12 protein-coding genes and 1 pseudogene are annotated in these 17260 nt (G+C 74.2%); 7 read left to right on the top strand and 6 right to left on the bottom strand.

Annotated features, from left to right (window positions below):
• Positions 1-31: 31 nt before the first annotated feature.
• Positions 32-1966, bottom strand: a complete 1935-nt coding sequence (locus tag C6N31_RS28530) for an N-acetylmuramoyl-L-alanine amidase (protein WP_138353937.1) — start codon at positions 1964-1966, stop codon at positions 32-34.
• A 292-nt stretch (positions 1967-2258) separates the two neighbouring features.
• Complete coding sequence (locus C6N31_RS28525) at positions 2259-3347, bottom strand: aminoglycoside phosphotransferase family protein (protein WP_164295929.1); 1089 nt, start codon at positions 3345-3347, stop codon at positions 2259-2261.
• Positions 3348-3819: 472 nt separating this feature from the next.
• On the opposite strand from C6N31_RS28525, the gene C6N31_RS28520 reads away from it, so the two are divergent.
• Complete coding sequence (locus C6N31_RS28520) at positions 3820-5292, top strand: DNA-binding protein NsdB (protein ID WP_138353935.1); 1473 nt, start codon at positions 3820-3822, stop codon at positions 5290-5292.
• Positions 5293-5359: 67 nt separating this feature from the next.
• Here the strand turns inward: C6N31_RS28520 and C6N31_RS28515 are convergent, their stop codons facing one another.
• Positions 5360-6838 carry a PP2C family protein-serine/threonine phosphatase gene (locus C6N31_RS28515; protein WP_138353934.1) on the bottom strand — a complete coding sequence of 493 codons (1479 nt, stop codon included), beginning with the start codon at positions 6836-6838 and terminating at the stop codon, positions 5360-5362.
• Positions 6839-7175: 337 nt separating this feature from the next.
• Here C6N31_RS28515 and C6N31_RS28510 point away from each other — a divergent pair, with 337 nt between their 5' ends.
• The 4 genes from C6N31_RS28510 (at position 7176) to C6N31_RS28495 (ending at position 12038) form a co-directional block, all read left to right on the top strand.
• On the top strand, positions 7176-8603 hold the full coding sequence (locus tag C6N31_RS28510; RefSeq protein WP_138353933.1) for a HEAT repeat domain-containing protein: 1428 nt from the start codon (positions 7176-7178) through the stop codon (positions 8601-8603).
• A gap of 156 nt (positions 8604-8759) precedes the next feature.
• Complete coding sequence (locus tag C6N31_RS28505; protein ID WP_138353932.1) at positions 8760-9881, top strand: glycosyltransferase family 4 protein; 1122 nt, start codon at positions 8760-8762, stop codon at positions 9879-9881.
• Positions 9878-11077 carry a glycosyltransferase gene (locus C6N31_RS28500; RefSeq protein ID WP_198358533.1) on the top strand — a complete coding sequence of 400 codons (1200 nt, stop codon included), beginning with the start codon at positions 9878-9880 and terminating at the stop codon, positions 11075-11077. The genes C6N31_RS28505 and C6N31_RS28500 overlap by 4 nt, the downstream gene beginning before the upstream one ends.
• Positions 11078-11120: 43 nt before the next feature.
• Complete coding sequence (locus C6N31_RS28495; RefSeq protein WP_381588128.1) at positions 11121-12038, top strand: SGNH/GDSL hydrolase family protein; 918 nt, start codon at positions 11121-11123, stop codon at positions 12036-12038.
• Between the two features lie 173 nt (positions 12039-12211).
• Here the strand turns inward: C6N31_RS28495 and C6N31_RS28490 are convergent, their stop codons facing one another.
• From C6N31_RS28490 to C6N31_RS28480, 3 genes are read right to left on the bottom strand one after another with little or no spacing between them, the layout of a single operon-like run.
• Positions 12212-13126, bottom strand: a complete 915-nt coding sequence (locus tag C6N31_RS28490; protein WP_187144783.1) for a 5-oxoprolinase subunit C family protein — start codon at positions 13124-13126, stop codon at positions 12212-12214.
• Positions 13123-13740 (bottom strand): 5-oxoprolinase subunit B family protein, encoded by a 618-nt coding sequence (locus C6N31_RS28485; protein WP_138357780.1) that lies wholly within the window; start codon positions 13738-13740, stop codon positions 13123-13125. The genes C6N31_RS28490 and C6N31_RS28485 overlap by 4 nt, the downstream gene beginning before the upstream one ends.
• Positions 13737-14501 (bottom strand): LamB/YcsF family protein, encoded by a 765-nt coding sequence (locus C6N31_RS28480; protein WP_381588133.1) that lies wholly within the window; start codon positions 14499-14501, stop codon positions 13737-13739. The genes C6N31_RS28485 and C6N31_RS28480 overlap by 4 nt, the downstream gene beginning before the upstream one ends.
• A gap of 75 nt (positions 14502-14576) precedes the next feature.
• Here C6N31_RS28480 and C6N31_RS28475 point away from each other — a divergent pair, with 75 nt between their 5' ends.
• Both C6N31_RS28475 and C6N31_RS28470 read left to right on the top strand, forming a co-directional pair.
• Positions 14577-16118, top strand: a complete 1542-nt coding sequence (locus C6N31_RS28475; RefSeq protein ID WP_232485780.1) for a hypothetical protein — start codon at positions 14577-14579, stop codon at positions 16116-16118.
• Between the two features lie 154 nt (positions 16119-16272).
• A pseudogene (locus tag C6N31_RS28470) lies at positions 16273-17172 on the top strand (hypothetical protein); the annotation flags it as partial.
• Between the last annotated feature and the right edge of the window lie 88 nt (positions 17173-17260).

Raw genomic sequence — 17260 nt, 5'->3', positions numbered from 1 at the left:
ACGGCCGAACATCCGCCCGTGGGAGAACGGCTCAGCGCGGAGCGCCCACCTGGGACGGCAGGACGGTGACGTCCTCGGCCCTGACGTACTCCACCCGATGGCCGAACTGGATCTCGTAGTAGACCTGCTTGCCGCGCACGACCTGGTGCGAGGCGGTGTCGAAGGTCGTCGAGTAGTAGTACTCACCCTGGACCCGGTTGCCGATCGCGTACTCCTGGCCCGCCAGGAGCTTGTACGGCATCGGCACGATCGCCTGCACGGGAACACCCGCAGGGAACGCCGCCGCCTCGGGATAGGCGCGCCCGTAGACCGGGATGTCGGCCAGGCCCGCCTTCGGGGTGGCGGTCCAGCCCCAGGCGTTGACGGCGGTCGGCTGCGACCGCGGGTTGTGGAACCAGGCCTTCTGGCCGAGGTACCACACCGCCGTCCAGTCGCCCTGGCGCTCGGCGACCGCGTACTGCTGACCGGTGGAGGCACGCGCCCCGACGTCGTTGACGCCCGTCGTGGAGTCACCCGTCGGGTGCAGACCGATGTCCTTCACCAGCGGCGCGTCCTCGCTCGGCGCCGTGTGCAGCCGCACCGCCTCGGAGCCGCGGGCCGGGCAGGTGTCGCCCGCCGTGACGCAGCCGGTGTACAGCGGCCGGTTCTCGTCGTAGTCCGGTCGGATGGTGACCAGGCCGCCGCCCGGACCCGCCGTGGCGTGCAGCGGAGCGCCCATCAGCTGGAAGTAGTGCGCCCAGTCCCAGTACGGCCCGGGGTCGGTGTGCATCCCGCCGATGTACGCACCGGTCGGTCCCGGCACGGTGTCGTGGCCGAGGATGTGCTGGCGGTTCAGCGGGATGTCGTACTTCTTCGCCAGGTACGCCACCAGCCGCGCGGACGTCCGGTACATCGACTCCGTGTACCAGGTGCCCGGGTCGATGAGGAAGCCCTCGTGCTCGATGCCGATCGACTTGGCGTTGGTGTACCAGTTGCCCGCGTGCCAGCCGACGTCCTTGGTCCTCAGATGCTGGTCGATGTGGCCGTCCGCCGAGCGGACCGTGTAGTGCCAGGCCAGATACGTCGGGTCCTGCACCAGCTTCAGCGCGGTGTCCCAGCTGCCCTCGGTGTCATGGATGACGATGGTGTCGATCTTCTGGCTGGCGGGCCGGTCGGCGAGGTCGTGGTTGCCGTAGTCCCCGGGAGTCGTCTCCTGGTAGGGCGCGGGCAGCCACTCGCAGCCCACCCCGCGCGGGCACTCCGTCCCGCTGTCGTTGACGTGCTTCAGGCCCAGCGCCGCCGCCTGCGCGGTGGCCGGGGCGATCCCCGGAGCCGCCGCCAGGGTGACGTTCTGCCCGGCGTCGGTCGTGCGGGACTCGCCCTGCCGCAGCACGTCGTAGACGTCGTCGGCGAAGGCGCCGGCGGTCGCCGAGTCGTCGGCGCCCGAGAAGCGCGCGACGGCGCCGTACCAGTCCGCGGGGTCGGCGCTCAGCGGCTGCCCCAGGGACTTCTGGGCGGCGGCGATCAGGGCCGCGCCGCCGGCGACATTGGCCGCCGGGTCCTTGCGCAGGTCCTGGGCCGGCAGGCCGGTCAGTCCCGCGGCCCGCTCCAGCGTGGTGAGGGTGGCGGGCAGCTTCGACAGGTCGGCGTCGGGAACGGCCTGCCCGGTGCCGGTCAGCGGCCGGGAGTCGTCACCGCGCGAGTCGTCACCGCCGTCACCCTTCTGGGGGAAGTCGGTGAGCGCCGTACGGGCGTCCGTGAGGTGCATCGGGCCGTAGCCCGCGGTGACGCTGGGCAGCCCCTGATGGGTGTCCCAGCGCGATTCCATGTACGACACGCCGAGCAGGACGCTCGCCGGCACCTGGTAGCGCTGGGCCGCGTCGCTGAACGCCCGCTGCAGCGACGAGGTGGCGGGCTGGGCGGCGTTCGCGGATGTGGCCGTGGAGAGCACGGGCAGCAGTGCCGCGGCAGCGGCCGCCGCGGTCACCGTACGCAGTGTGCTCCGTCGGTGTCTCGCTGATCGGGCGGCGGACTCTCGCAATGCGGCCTCCTTGAAGCGGTACTGGGGCGAACGGCTCCACAGAGGTATCGGCTCCCGGACGATCCGTCAACAGGCCCCAATCGGGCACTGTTTGCGCACGTCAAACGCCCGTGCCGGGAGTTTCCCCGGCACGGGCGTGCTGGCCTGCCCCGCGTCAGTGGTCTGAACCGGTGACGCGGGTGCCGGCGGGTGGTGAAAACCCCCGTGATCCGGGGGGCGGGACGGGTCCGCGCGGGGCTCAGCGCGTGCCGACGGCGGCACGCACCGCCCGCCGGGCCAGACCGCAGTCGTCGTGCAGCCGGCGCAGCAGCAGCCGCTGCTCCTCGCCCGCTCCGGGCACGGTCTGCGCGGGCGGGGTGGCGCTGCGCATGGTGCGCTGCACGGCGGTCTCGTAGGTACGGATCTCGCGGGTCAGGACGAGCATCAGGTTGACCAGGAAGGCGTCCCGGGAGGCGGGACCCTGGTTCTGGGCGAGCTGGCTGATCTGGCGGCGCGCCACCGGGTCGTTGCCGAGCGCCGACCACAGCACCGCCAGGTCGTACCCCGGCAGGTACCAGCCGGCGTGCTCCCAGTCGACCAGCACCGGGCCGGCCGGGGACAGCAGCACATTGGAGAGCAGGGCGTCGCCGTGACAGAACTGCCCCTGCACATGGGCGAGTCCGTGCAACAGCTTCTGCAGGTCACCCATGTCCCGGTCGGTGAGCAGCCCCAGCTCGTGGTAGCGCGAGATACGTGCCGGGTAGTCGATCGGCGCGTCGAACACACCGGCCGGCGGCCGCCACAGGTTGATCCGGCCGAACGCGCCGATGGCCGCACGGACATCGGACCGGGGCGGGGTCTCGGTCGGATGGCGCTGTACCGACACGACCCGTCCGGGCATTCGCTCCAGGACCAGCACACAGCTCTCCGGATCCGCGGCGATCAGCCGTGGGACCCGGGCCGGCGGCCGGTGGCGGACGAACGCCCGGTAAGCCGCTATCTCGTGCTGGAACCGCTCGACCCACGCTGGGGACTGGTCCAGCAGACACTTGGCGACCGCGGGACTGCGTCCCGACGTACCGACGAGCAGTGCGGTGCGCCCGCTGCGGCGCAGCATCTGAACAGGGTTGAACTCGGGGCATATCCGCTGAACCGCGGCGATGGCCGTCCGCAGCTGAGCGCCCTGGGGGCCGGTCAAGTCGAGTCTCCCGCTGAGCGGATGGGAGGTGCCCGTCGGGAGGCCCCGCCGAGCGGCGGTGAGCGGCGGACGGGTGCGCATGGAGGAGTCCGTACCAGCGGGGTGCGACAACCGGGGCGGAGCGGACACGGAGGACGATGCTGAATACATGAGGGGGAAACAGATCCCTTCGTGTGCCTGCGAGCTCATGACAGTGATGCGGTGCTGCGTCGGTGCGGTACCGCCTCCGACGGTGTCCGCGTCGCGGTGCCGCGACGTGGTGGCCGGTCGGTGGCGTCGGTGGTCCGGCCGGCGCGTGGACGGTTCGGAACCGGTGTCGGCGTCCGGACCCGCACCCTGGGGAATGCGGGTTCAGGCCGGTCGGCCCGGTCCGTCCACGCGCCGCACGCCCCTCCCGGGGCCGGTCGTCCCCTCCACAAGAGAGCAGTTCAGGGCTGCTCACGGGTGACTCGAACGACCTTCCGGGAGCCGGCTAGTGCCGGGCCGGGGTGGCGCGTTCCTACATCACACCCTGGCGCGGGTGGCAGACCATCTGGCGCACCCTGGCGAAGCGTGGCGAATACTCGCGGGGCCTTTGTCAGGCGATTAGTGTCAACCGTGCCGAGGAACCTGGGGGCTTGACGTGAGCAAAGAAGCCAACACCCGACTTGCGGACCTGTTCGGCCTTACCGGCTGGTCCAAGGGCGAACTCGCACGGTTGGTCAACCGGCAGGCGGCGGCCATGGGCCACCCGCAGCTGGCGACCGACACCTCGCGGGTGCGCCGCTGGATCGAAACCGGTGAGTCGCCGCGCGAACCCGTTCCGAAGGTGCTGGCAGCTCTGTTCACCGAGCGGCTCGGCCGTGTCGTGACCATCGAGGATCTCGGGTTCGACCGGCACCGGCACGCGGGGAAGAAGCAGACCGGAGAAGGTCTGCCGTGGCCACCGGAACGAACAGCCGCGGTCCTCACCGAATTCACGGGAATGGACCTCATGCTCAACCGACGCGGTCTGGTGGGCGCGGGCGCCGCGCTCACCGCTGGCTCAGCACTCAGCAGCGCAATGTACGACTGGTTGCACACCGACCCGGCCCTGGTGGCCGATGCACCGGTCATCGACAATCCACTCCACGCCGAACCCGCCGCGTACGACCGGTACGAGGCGGCTCCGGTGGGTTCCCAGGAGATCGAGGCTCTCGAGCGCTCGGTCGAGGTGTTCCGTGCCTGGGACGCGGCCCGCGGCGGCGGGCTGCAACGCAAGGCTGTGGTCGGCCAGCTCAACGAGGTGGGCGGCATGCTCGCCTACCACCACCAGGACCATCTGCAGCGCAGACTGTGGGGTGTGGCCGCCAATCTGGCCGTGCTCGCCGGGTGGATGTCCCATGACGTGGGCCTGGAGCCCACGGCGCAGAAGTACTTCGTGATCGCCGCGCACGCGGCGCGGGAGGGAGGCGACCGGCCGCGGGCCGGCGAGGCGCTGTCCCGCGCGGCCCGGCAGATGGTCCACATCGGCCGTCCGGACGACGCGCTCGATCTGATGAAGCTGGCGAAGTCGGGATCGGGCGAGCAGGCCCTGCCCCGCACCCGCGCCATGCTGCACACCATCGAGGCATGGGCCCAGGCGTCCATGGGGCGCGGCCAGGCGATGCGGCGGACGCTGGGGGAGGCCGAGGACCTGTTCGTCTCGGACAAGGGCGATGTTCCGCCGCCGAGTTGGATGCAGATGTTCGACGAGGCGGACCTGCACGGGATGCAGGCACTGGCGTACCGCACGCTGGCCGAGCACGACCCGTCCGCCGCCGCCCAGGCGCAGATGCACGCCAAGCACGCGCTGGAACTGCGGGTGTCCGGCCGGGACCGGTCGAAGATCTTCGACTACATCTCGCTGGCCTCGGCGTGCTTCATCGCCAACGACCCGGAGCAGGCCGACCGTTACGCGCGGATGGCACTGCTGACGATCGGCAGCACGTCCTCGCACCGGACATGGGACCGGCTGCGGGAGATGTACCGGCTCACCGGGCGGTACGCGGACTACACGACGATCCAGGATCTGCGGTCGGAGATCGAGGCCGCGATGCCGCCGCTGCCGAAGAACAGGAGCACCCGGCAGGTCTGACCGGCCGGGCAGATCCAGGGCGGATCCAACGTCTCCGCAGATTCAACCAGGTCAACGGCGATCTGGTCTAACCGATTCTCGCGACGAGCACGCAGGCGTCGTCCTCGCGCTCGGGGGCACCGAACTCCTCGACGACCAGCCGTACGCAGTCCTGTGCGGTGCGGGCCCGGGTGAACAGGGGCGCCATCGCGAGCAGCCGTCGTGCGCCGTCCGTCGGCTCCGTCGCGGCCGGGAACGACGTCCGGCGGGGTACGAGTCCATCGGTGTGCAGTACCAGCAGGTCGCCCGGGTTGAGGGGCTCGGCGGCCTGGGTGTACCGCGCGTCGGAGGTGGCTCCGAGGAGCACGCCCTCGGGCGGATCCAGCGCGCGCCCCGTCCCGTCCCGGAAGAGCAGTGGGGCGGGATGGCCGGCCTGGGCCCAGGACAGGGTGCGGTCGGCGGGGTCGTAGCGGCAGCACAGCGCGCTGCCGAGGGTGGGCTGGGCCGAGGTGTCCAGCAGATGGTTCAGCCTGCCCAGCAACGGTCCGGGCTCCAGCCCGGCCATCGCCATGCCGCGCAGCGCTCCGAGCATCATCGCCATGCCGGAGGTGGCGCTCACGCCGTGTCCGGTGAGATCGCCGACGGTCAGCAGTGTCGCACCGTCGGGAAGCTGCAGTGCGTCGTACCAGTCGCCGCCGATCAGGGCGCTGGTACCGGAAGGGAGGTAGTGGGCGGCCAGGTCCATGGTGGTGGGCCCGCCGCCCTGCGGGAACCGCAGGGAGCCGCGCCACGGCGGGAGCACGGCTTCCTGCAGTTCAACCGCCAGCCGGTGCTCCGACCGCGCGAGCTGCCGCTGTCGCTGGAGAGAGTCACGGGTCTCTCTCAGCGTCAGCTGGCTGCGGCGCAGCTCACTGACGTCCCGCAGTACGGCCCACATCGAAGCGGTGCCGCCGTCAGCGTCGAGCACCGGCTCGCCCACCATGTGCAGCGTCCGGGTGGATCCGTCGGAGCGGACGATGCGGAACTCACCGTCGATGGGCCTGCCGTCGACCAGGCAGCCGGTCACCATCGAGGTGAGCGCCTGCTGGTCCTCCTCGAAGAGCCAGGAGGGGAGCTCGTCCAGTGTCAGCGGACCGTCGTCCGGGTCGCGGCCGAAGATCCGGTACAGCTCGTCGGACCATTCCGCCTCGTCCGTCAGCAGGTCCCACTCGGCGCTGCCGGCCCGGCCGGGAGCGTGATCCGGCACACGGTCCGGGATGGCGGGGGACGGGAGATGGGCATCGGCGAAGTCACTGGGGACGAACGGGGCCGCGGCACTGCCGTCGTCCGCTAAACCCTCGCGGAGCTGCCCCAGATGCTCGCCCAGATCGTCGAGCTGGTGCACCGCGAGATCACACAGCGCGCGCTCCCAGCGGACCCGGGGGTCCGCACCGTCCGGTGCGGCGGTGTCGCGGCGTACCGCGTCGACCTCGCTGCGCAGCCGGCGGGCCTGGGAGATCAGCGCGTCCACCGCATCGGGGTCGGTCGACGGTGCGGCGGAGTGATCCGCGTGCAGATGGGACGGCATGACGCTCTCCGAAGGTGACTCCGATACCGGATACCGGTGCTGAGCGGCCAAGGCAGACGATGGGCCGGTAACGACTGTGGCACACGGCGTGATGGCCCGTAAGGGTTTCGGCAATACCCGATCCGGTGGTGCTTATGGCATATGCCATAAGCCTTCCGGAGCCTCCGGCGGCCCGGAGCGACACGGGCGGGGAAACCTCGGTAGGCTGCGGCCCGCCCCGGCCCCACACATTCCCACCCTCCGCCAGGCTTGAAACGCCAGGTGGCCGGTAAGGATGCCGGGCACCCGCAGCGGAAATCCCGTTGCCTTGGAACCCCCCGCACCGGATGCTGACCTCATGTTCGACCCAGACATAGCGCCCAGTGGAACCCTTCTCGGCCTCCTCCAGCGAGGACGCGGAGACGGGACCCTGCATGCCCTGGCGGCGCAGCGGGCAGATGCCCTCGCCGCTCTGGAGCAGTGCGTCCTGCGGGACCCCCGCCTCGACTGGCGGGTGGAATCGCGCTCCCTCTATTACGCGCGGCTGTACTCCGAACTGGAAGCCGGGCTCGACGGGATCGAACAGCACCTCTTCCATCCGGACGACCTCCTGGACCCCGACGAGCACCGCTGCGGTCTCGCGCTGTCCGTCCTCGGCCACCTCGCCGGCTACGGGCGCGGTGACGCCCTGCGCCTGCTGCGGCGCTACGCGGCCACCGGCGGCACCTGGGAGTGGGCCCTGGACGAGCTGGCCGTCCGTGACGACGAACAGGGACTGCGCGGCCTCGGGCCCGCCCTGCTCGCCCGTTTCCCGGAGACCGCCGAGGGCGATACCGAGCTGGCCGCGGCCGTGCGCGAGGCGTACGAGCCCCGGCCGTGGCAGTTGTGGGCCGAGGACTCCCGGCACCCCGCGACCGCCGCCCGGGTCCGCAAGGCACTGGAAGAGGTGTCGTTCGACCGCTGGCAACGCCAGCTGCGCCCGACGGGACCGACCCCCGGCTGGAGCGTCCGCGCCGTACTCGAATGGGCTGACGAGGGCCTTACCCAGTACCCGGCCGCCTACCGCGATCAACCCGCGGCCCGCTGCCTGGCCGCCGTCGCCGGACCCGAGGACCGTCCCGAGCTCGTCGCCGCCGCCCAGGACGGCCCCGCCGCCGCCCGCGCCGCCGCGCTGCGCCACCTCGCGGACCGGCAGGACCCGCAGGCCCTGGACCTCATCGAGGCCGCCGCCGCCAGTCCCGTGGACCTCGTCGTCAGAGCCGCCCTCGAATCGTTCGAGCGGATGCGCAGCAGCGACGCCATGGACCGGGCCCGCTCCTGGTCGGAGCGCGAGGACGCGCTCGGCATCTCCGCCGCCCGCATGCTCGCCTGCCGCGGCGGCGACGAGGACACCGGCCGGGTGCTGGCCGGACTGCGCAGACTCGTCCAGAGCGACGGCGCCGACGCCGAGGGCCTCGCCGTCCTCATCGAAGGCGCCGGCCGGCTCGCCATCGGCCGCGCGGCACCCGTGCTGCGCCACGTCTACCGCGAGACCTCCTCGTCCCAGCTGCGCGGCTGCGCCGCCCAGGCGCTGGCTGCCACCGATCCCGGCTTCGCCGCCGGCTTCGCGGTGGAGTGCCTGTGGGACTGCGAGGAGACGACGCGCGAACTCGCCGCGCACCAGGCCGCCACCGGAGACGTCCGGGTGCTGGCCCAGCTGCGCCGGATGGCCGCCGATCCGGCCGAGGAGGCCGAGGTGCAGACCGCTGTGCGGGGCCGCCTCAGCTCGGGCGAACCGGCCCGCTAGGACGCTTCTCCCACGGCCCCCCGCCTCCCGGCGGGGGCCGTCGGCGGTTCACGGAACCGGAAACGGCGGCCCGGCCGCCCGAAGGGTCATCACGCGTTCCACGGCGGTATAGATCGACGTGGCCCTGTCAACGCTCGGCATGGCGACAACGTGGGTATGCGAGTTGCGATCGTCACCGAGTCCTTCCCACCCGACCTCAACGGAGTGGCGCACTGCGCGCTCCGCACCGCAGAACACCTCGCCAGGCGCGGGCACGAGCCGCTGGTCATCGCACCGGCCGGGCCGAACGACATACCGGCCGGCGACGACCCCTGCCCCGTCATCCGCGTCCCCTCCCTGCCGCTGCCCCGCTACCCCCAGGTGCGGGTGGCCCTTCCGGGCCGCCGGACGGCCGCGGCCATCGCCGCGCACCGCGCCGACATCGTCCATCTCGCCAGCCCCTTCGTCCTCGGAGTGCGGGGCATGGCGGCCGCCGAGCGGCTGCGGGTCCCGGCGGTCGCCGTCTACCAGACCGACCTGGCCGGCTACGCCCGCTCCTACCTCCCTGTCGGCGAGGCCGCCGCCTGGCGGCGGATCCGCGCCGTGCACGCGGCCGCCGCCCGCACCCTCGCGCCGTCCACCGCCTCGGTGCGGGAGCTGGAACGGCAGGGCGTTCCCCGGGTGCACCTGTGGCCGCGTGGCGTCGACCCGGTGCGCTTCCGGCCCGGACTTCGCGATCCCGCGCTGCGCCGCAGCCTCGCCCCGCGCAGCGAGCTGATCGTCGGCTACGTGGGCCGGCTCGCCCCGGAGAAGCAGGTCGGCCTGCTCGCCGGGGTCTGCGGGCTGCCCGGCGTCCGGGTGGTCGTCGTCGGCGACGGTCCCAGCGCCCCCGGGCTGCGCGCGGCGCTGCCGGGCGCGGTCTTCCTCGGCTCCAGGACCGGCGACGAGCTGGCCCGGATCTTCGCCTCGTTCGACGTCTTCGCGCACACCGGCCCCTTCGAGACGTTCTGCCAGACCGTCCAGGAGGCGATGGCCAGCGGGGTGCCGGTGATCGCCCCCGCCGCCGGCGGCCCGCTCGACCTCGTCGCCCACGGACGCACCGGCCTGCTGGTGCCGCCCGGGGACGCCGACGCGCTCTGCGACGCGGTGCAGCTCCTGCAGCGTGCCCCGGCGCTGCGCGCGCGGTACGGGGCGGCCGGCCGCGCCGATGTCGCCGCACGCACCTGGGAGGCGGTCGGCGACCAACTGCTGGACCATTACGCGCAGGTGCTCAGCGCCCGTACGGCGGTCGCGGCATGAGCCGGCCGCTGCGGATCGTCCGCCTGGCGAACTTCATCACCCCCGTCTCCGGAGGGCTGCGCACCGCCCTCCAGCACCTGGGCGAGGGCTACCTCGCGGCCGGCCACGAGCCGGTCCTCGTCATGCCGGGGTCCGCGGCCCCGGGACGCCCGGCGATCCGCGCGGAATCCACCACCCAGGGGAAGGTCATCACCCTTCCCGGCACTCCGGTCCCCGGCACCGGCGGCTACCACGTCCTCGCCCGCAGGCAACCGGTCGAGGCGCTGCTCGACGCGCTCGCCCCGGACCGGCTGGAGGTCTCGGACCGTACGACGCTGCGCTGGACGGGGGAGTGGGCCCGCAGGAACCGGGTCCCGGCCGTCATGGTCTCCCACGAGAGCGCCGACGCCGTACTCCGTACCTGGGGGATGCCGCCGGGCGCCGCCCGGGCCGCCGCCGACCGGCTCAACCGCCGTACCGCGCACGCCTACTCGCGGATCGTGTGCACGACCGCGTGGGCGGCCGCCGAGTTCGAACGCCTCGGGGCGCGCAACGTCGTACGGGCCCCGCTCGGCGTGGATCTCGACCGGTTCCGCCCGGCGCTCCGCGACGGCGCGCTCCGGGCGCGGTACGCGGGCGGCGCCGCGGTGCTGCTGGTGATGTGCTCGCGGCTGTCGGCCGAGAAGCGGCCGGGCCGGGCCCTGGAGGCCCTCGCGGAACTCCGGCGGCGCGGCGTCGACGTGGCGCTCGTCGTGGCCGGGGAGGGCCCGCTGCGCGGCCGCCTGGAGGCCCGGGCGCGCGCCGCGGGGCTCCCGGTCACCTTCCTCGGCCACGTCGCCGACCGCGACCGGCTGGCCGCTCTCCAGGCCTGCGCCGACATCGTCCTCGCCCCCGGCCCCGCCGAGACCTTCGGACTGGCCGCCCTGGAGGCGCTCGCCTGCGGCACCCCCGTCGTCGCCAGCGCCCTGTCCGCACTCCCCGCCCTCATCGGCCCGGCCGGCGCCGGAGCCACCGACGGCCGTGGCTTCGCCGACGTCGTCCAACGCCTGCTGGCCCGGCCCGAGTCCGCCCGCCGCGCCGCCGCCCGCAGCCAGGCCGAGCGGTACGGCTGGCCCGCGGCCGTCTCCGCGTTCCTCGCCGCCCACGAAGCCGCGCCCCTGATCACCGCTTCCTCCGTCGGCGCCCTGCCCGCCCGCACACCGGGAGCCACGCCATGACCCGCCGCCGCCCGCTGTCCACCCGGGCCGCTGGGGAGACCCCGTGACCGCCCCCGTCCTGGCACCCGACCCCCGGCCGGGCGGCCGGCACGACCACCCGCCGGCCGGACGCCTGGCGGACGGGCACCCGCCGGCGATCCGCTTCGCCGCGCTGGGCGACTCCCTCACCGAGGGACTCGGCGACCCCGGTCCCGACGGGCGGTGGCGCGGCTGGGCGGCGCTGCTCGCGCCCGGCCTGGGAGCGGGGCCCCACGACGTGGAACTGCTCAACTGCGCCCACAGCGGCGCGCTCACCTCCGACGTGGCGGGGCGGCAGCTCGACGACGCGCTGCGCTTCCGGCCGCATCTGGCGTCCGTCCTGGTCGGGGCCAACGACACACTGCGCGGCTCGTTCGACATCACCGTCGTCGCACGGCGCCTCGACGCCGTACTGGGCGCGCTGCGGGCCGACGGCTCCGGCGTGCTGACGGCCTGCCTCCCCGACCCGGGACGCGCCATCGGGCTGCCCTGGCCGCTGGCCCGTCCGCTCGCCCGCCGGATGCGGGCGGTCAACCACGTGGTGCACGTCCTGTCGCAACGGCACGGCGCACTCCATCTGCACGCGGCGGACCGGCCGTGGACGGCGGACCGTGCCGCGTGGAGCGCGGACCGCCTGCACCCCAGCGAACTCGGGCACCGGCTGCTGGCCGGCGAGTTCCACGCCCTGCTCACCGTGCACGGCCTCGCCGCCGGCGAGCCCCCGCACCCCGACCCCGCAGGACCCGGCCCCTCACGGGCGGCGGGCGCCTGGTGGATGGCGACCCGCGGCACCCACTGGATCGCGGACCGCTGCACGGATCTGCTCCCCGGACTCCTCCGCCTCGCCGCCGCGGAATGCCGCCACCGGGCCGCCGGCACCACCCACGTCCTGGACACCCGGGTCCACGACCTGACCACCGGGGCGCTGGCCGCGCTCGACTAGGGCGTGTTGCGAAGGTCCCGCCTGGCCCACGACGCCTGGCACGCGCCCTCGCGGCGTTGTCGGGCTCGTCCACGTACGTCCGGTACGAGGACGGCCCTCCGCCTTGCGAGCGCACGCACCGGACGCCGTGGGCCACGCCCTCCGGGCGAACGGCGCTCCTTTCGCAACACGCCCTAGCCGCGGCCGCGCCGGAACCCGCGCCCGTGCACCGGGAGGAACCGTACGGGCGTGCCGGGGACGGCCTGCGCCGCCGCGGCGAGCCGCGGCTCCGGCACGACGCCGATCACGGGATAGCCGCCGGTGGTGGGGTGGTCGGCCAGGAAGACGACCGGGCGGCCGTCGGGCGGCACCTGGACGGCGCCCAGCACCATCCCCTCGCTGGGCAGCTCGCCGTCGAACGCCCGCCGCAGCGCGGGGCCTTCGGTGCGCAGCCCGATGCGGTTGGAGGCGGCGGAGACGGTGTACGCGCCGGCCGCCAGCAGCCGTGGCGCGTCCTCGGCGAACCAGTCGTCACGCGGGCCGAGCACGAGCGGCAGGACGAGTTCGGCCGGCGGCGCGGGCCACGGCATCGTGTCGGCGTCGCGGGACCTCCCGCTGGGTGCGCCCAGCGGGAGCGTGTCGTGCTCCGACAGCGGTGGCGGGCCGAGCCCCGAGAGCAGGTCGGCGGAGCGGCTGCCGAGCACCGGCTCGACGTCGATGCCGCCCGCGAGCGCCAGATAGCAGCGCAGTCCGCCCTCGGCGGCGCCGAGTTCCAGGACGGCGCCGGCCGGCACCAGGACCGCGGCGCCCCAGGGGGCGGGGCGGCCGTCGATCCGGACGGCGCAGGGCGCGCCGGTGACGGCCGCGACGACGGGGCGGTCCGTCCGCACCGCGCAGCCGTTGACGGTCGTCTCCAGGGTCGCCGCCCCGTCCGGGTTGCCGACCAGCCGGTTGGCCCGGCGGTGCGCGGGCGGGTCCAGTGCCCCGGAGCGCGGCACACCGAGGTGGGCGTGGCCCGGCCGCCCGAGGTCCTGCACGGTCGTCAGCGCGCCGGCCCGCACCACCCGCACCGACCCCCGCGCCGTGTCACGTTCCGCGTGCTGTGTCATGCCGCGTCCCGCGTGAAGCGCACCTGGGTGCCGGGGGTCAGGAGTGCCGCCGGCTCGCGCCGCGGGTCCCACAGGACGGCGTCGGTGGTGCCGATCAGCTGCCAGCCGCCGGGGGAGGAGCGCGGGTAAACGCCCGCGTACGGTCCGGCCAGCGCCAGCGAACCGGCGGGAACCGAGGTCCGGGGGGTGGCCCGGCGCGGTACGTGCCGGTGCTCGGGGAGTCCGGTCAAATACCCGAAACCAGGAGCGAAGCCGCAGAACGCCACCCGGAAGACGAGGCCGCCGACGATGTCCGGGACCTCCTCGGGTCGAACGCCCCACAGCCCGGCGACGTCCGCCAGATCGGGCCCGTCGTACCGCACCCGGATCTCCGTCTCCGCCCCGGCTTCCGCCGTGAGCGGCGGGACGGTCCAGGCGGCGAGCTCCACGGCGAGCGCGCGGGGGTCGGCCAGGCCGTCGAGCAGGATCGTGCGGGCCGCCGGCACGATCTCGCGCACCTCCGGCAGCGTCCCGGCCGCCCGCCGCCGCAGCAGCTCGGCGTGGAACGCCCCGACCTCGCCGTCCGCGTCCAGCTCCACCAGCAGCGCGCGTTCCCCCACCGGGAGCGTCCTCATGCGAAGGGCCGCAACGAGACGCCCGCGTCCTGGAGTTCGCGCCGCACCCGCCGCGCGAGGTCCGCCGCGCCGGGCGTGTCGCCGTGCAGGCACAGCGACCGCGCGCCGGCGGCGATCCGCCGGCCGCCGGCCGCGACGACCTGCCCGTCACGGGCGACCGCCAGGGCCTGCGCGACGACGGCGTCGGCGTCCTGGAGCACCGCGCCCGCCTCACTCCGCGGCACGAGGGTTCCCCGCTCGGTGTAGGCGCGGTCGGCGAACGCCTCGGCCACCGCTGTCAGCCCGGCCTTCTCCGCCGCGGCCAGCAGCTCGGAGCCGGGCAGCCCCAGCACCGGCAGCCCGCCGTCCGGCCCGCCGGCCAGCAGGACGCCCGCCACCACGGCGGCGGCCTGCGCCGCGTCTCCGACCGTCCGGTTGTAGAGCGCGCCGTGCGGCTTGACGTACGAGACCCGTGAGCCCGCCGCCCGAGCGAAGACGTCCAGGGCGCCGATCTGATAGGCGACTTCGGCGGCCAGCTCGTCCGATGGCACGTCCATGGCGCGCCGCCCGAAGCCGGCCAGGTCCCGGTAGGAGACCTGCGCGCCGATCCGTACGCCGCGCTCGGCGGCGAGCGCGCAGACCCGCCGCATCGTGACCGGATCGCCCGCGTGGAAGCCGCACGCGACGTTGGCGCTGGTGACGACGGAGAGCAGCGCGTCGTCGTCGGTGAGGGTCCACCGGCCGAAGCCCTCGCCGAGATCCGCGTTGAGATCGATGACCATGTCCGCCATGGTGCCATCGGGTCAGGCCCTGGGGGTGACTTGTGGCCGGGCGGGTGATCCGTGCCGTTTCGTTCGATGTCGGTGGCACCGCCTAATGTGTGCGTCGTGACCGTAACCACCCCGTACCCGACGACGGGCGCGCCCCGCCCCGCTCCGGGCCCGGCCGCCGACGAGGGCCTGGCCCGCCGCCTCAAGGCGCTCGCGTGCACCGCGCCGCTGCACGACCTGGACGTGCGCAAGGCGAACCTGGCCGGTGAGTACTCGGTGTACGCGATGGCGGAGGTGGCGCTGTCCGCCATCGACATGGTCACGCTCAACATGGACTTCGACACCGGGGCCGACCCGGAGCAGATAGTGACCAGGCTGCTGCCCCGGGTCGCCGCCCAGTCACCGCGCCGGCCCGTCGAGGAGCACGAGCGGGTCGCCCGCTGGGTGCTGGAGAACCTGATCAACGTCGGCAGCGTGGACCGCGGCTTCCGCGCGGTCTACGGCACCTTCGGCGCCGACGGAGCGTACGTCCGCCGTGACTACGACTTCAAGCTGATCGAGGAGGTGCCGGGCCCCGGCGGCGGCGTGTATCTGCGCACCACCGACGAGGCGGTCAACGTCCTGGTCGGCGCGCTCGACACGGACGTCACCAGCGCCCAGATCGCCGCCGAGGTCAAGCTGGAGGTGTTGATCAGCCGGGGACGGCTGGCGGACGCCCAGCTCGCCGCCGAGCAGGCCCGCTACCGGACCGTGCAGTACGCGGAGACGCTGCGCCGCGCCCTGGAGGCGACCCGGCGCAATGTCCGGGCGGTGGACTGGCTGCGCGCCGTCCCGGACATGATCGCCGAGGCGCTGGACCACGTCGCCGACCGGTACCGGCACGAGAACGCGATCCTCACCAACATCCGCAAGGCGCGCGACGAGGCGGAGGACCCCGAGCACAAGCGGCGGGCCGCCGAGCTCGTCGACATCGTCAAGGACTGCATCCGCCGCCACACCCAGCTGCAGTCCCGGCTGCTGGAGGCCGGGCCGCTGTTCCGCGCGGAGCAGGACCGCCAGGCGTTCGCGTCGGCGCCCGCCCGGGCCGGGCTGGACCTGTACGGGCAGCTGGTCTCGCCCGTCCTGCCGCTCCCCGTCGAGCAGGCGTCCCGGGTCACCGACGCCTTCTTCGCCCGCGGCGCGGGCTTCCGCACCCCGCCCGCGGTGCGGATCTGCGACCTGGTGGACGTGCTGCTCACCCCGCCCACCGAGCGCGAGCACCTGGGCGCGGCGATGCCGGAACCGGACCTGGTGGCCACCCCCGCCGACAGCCGCTTCACCGAGGAGCAGCTGGAGAGCGCGCTGGAACTGCTGGACCTGCCGGACGACGCGCCGCGCCGGCTGTCCGGGCTGCTCGCCGACGCCCGCCGCCGCGACCCCGAACTGCCCTACCTCGTCGCCCTGCTGGCGGTGCACGCCGCCAGCCCGCCGGTCGGCACCGCCTACCGGCAGGGCGAGCCGCGGCTGCTGTTCTCCGTCGACGACGGCGAGGAGCTGACGGATCCGGAGTTCGGCGGCGCCGACCTGATCGTGGGCACCGCCCGGCTCGACACGGCCGGGATGGCCGCGGCCCGTTCGGAGATCGCATGACAGCCGCCGCACCCACCCGGGCCCCCGGCCCCTCCCCCAGCTACCGCTGGGAGGTGCCCCCAGGTCGGCGGGGTCTGGTACGCACGCTCCCTGGGCGTTGTCGTCGAAGTCCCGCCGAGCAGCCATCCGCCGTCCGCCCCGAGGAGATCCACCCGTGACCGAGTACCGCGACGCCGAGACCGCGCCGCCGGCCGCGTACGGCGATGCCGCGCCGGCCGCGCGATCCGGCGCCCCGTCACCCGTCACCGCGGCCGACGCGGCGGACGCCGCCCGGCTGGTCTCCTACGGGCTGCAGCCCAAGCTGCTGCCGGCCCGGGACGCGGAGTACGCGGAACTGATCCGCAGACACCGCGAGGAGCCCGCCTTCGCCCGGCTCGCGGACGCCGTCGCCGCCGGGCTCGGCCTGATCGTCCTGGAGGTGTCGCCGCGCGCCGGGATGGCCGTGGCCGCCGCCGAGGACTCGGTGTTCGCGGTCCGGATGGGCGAGTACTCGCGGCGGGCCGCCTCCGACGCCGCCGACCGCTTCCTGCACGGCCTGGCGCACCTGGCCACCGCCACCATGGCGTTCCCCCGCCCCGAGGACCTCGCGGACGACGGGTACATCGGCCGGATCACCGTCAACGGCATCGACGGGTTCGTCCGCCAGGCCTGCCGCCGGCTGGAGGAGCGCGCCGAGGAGCAGGGCGAGAACACCGACCCGGCCAGCGACGCGCCCGGCCTGGAAGCGGCCTGGCGGGTCTGGACGCGCCGCAGCGCCACCGGCGCGACCAAGGACGCCCGGCGGCTGGCCGGTTCCACCACCGGCATCGTCGGCAAGGCGGTCGCCTTCCTCGTCGACTCCGGCTTCCTGCAGCGCACCGGGGACGACGCGGGCGGCACGTTCCGCACCACGGCCCGGTACCAGCTGCAGGTCAGGGACATGGCGGGCAGCGCGGCCATGGCCGAACTCCTGGAGCTGGGCGTCGTCCCGGTGAGCGACGGTTCCGCGACCCTGCTGCCGCCCGACGACACCGGGGAGCTGGACCTCGTCGCCGAGGCCGGCCTGCCGTTCCACGAGAGCGACAGCCACCGGGGCGACGGCCACCGGGGCGACGGCCACCGGAGCCACGGCCGCGAGAGCCACGGCCGCGAGAGCCGGCACA

It is taken from the genome of Streptomyces fildesensis, from assembly GCF_016107395.1.
GTDB lineage: Bacteria > Actinomycetota > Actinomycetes > Streptomycetales > Streptomycetaceae > Actinacidiphila > Actinacidiphila fildesensis.
This window is presented reverse-complemented; position numbering and strand designations above follow the sequence as displayed.

Excerpts from the sequence above, each read along its gene's own strand:
- C6N31_RS28525 (WP_164295929.1), bottom strand. The coding sequence starts at position 3,347 with ATGTATTCAGCATCGTCCTCCGTGTCCGCTCCGCCCCGGTTGTCGCAC.
- C6N31_RS28515 (WP_138353934.1), bottom strand. The coding sequence starts at position 6,838 with ATGCCGTCCCATCTGCACGCGGATCACTCCGCCGCACCGTCGACCGAC.
- C6N31_RS28510 (WP_138353933.1), top strand. The coding sequence starts at position 7,176 with ATGTTCGACCCAGACATAGCGCCCAGTGGAACCCTTCTCGGCCTCCTC.
- C6N31_RS28505 (WP_138353932.1), top strand. The coding sequence starts at position 8,760 with ATGCGAGTTGCGATCGTCACCGAGTCCTTCCCACCCGACCTCAACGGA.
- C6N31_RS28500 (WP_198358533.1), top strand. The coding sequence starts at position 9,878 with ATGAGCCGGCCGCTGCGGATCGTCCGCCTGGCGAACTTCATCACCCCC.
- C6N31_RS28490 (WP_187144783.1), bottom strand. The coding sequence starts at position 13,126 with ATGACACAGCACGCGGAACGTGACACGGCGCGGGGGTCGGTGCGGGTG.
- C6N31_RS28485 (WP_138357780.1), bottom strand. The coding sequence starts at position 13,740 with ATGAGGACGCTCCCGGTGGGGGAACGCGCGCTGCTGGTGGAGCTGGAC.
- C6N31_RS28480 (WP_381588133.1), bottom strand. The coding sequence starts at position 14,501 with ATGGTCATCGATCTCAACGCGGATCTCGGCGAGGGCTTCGGCCGGTGG.
- C6N31_RS28475 (WP_232485780.1), top strand. The coding sequence starts at position 14,577 with ATGTCGGTGGCACCGCCTAATGTGTGCGTCGTGACCGTAACCACCCCG.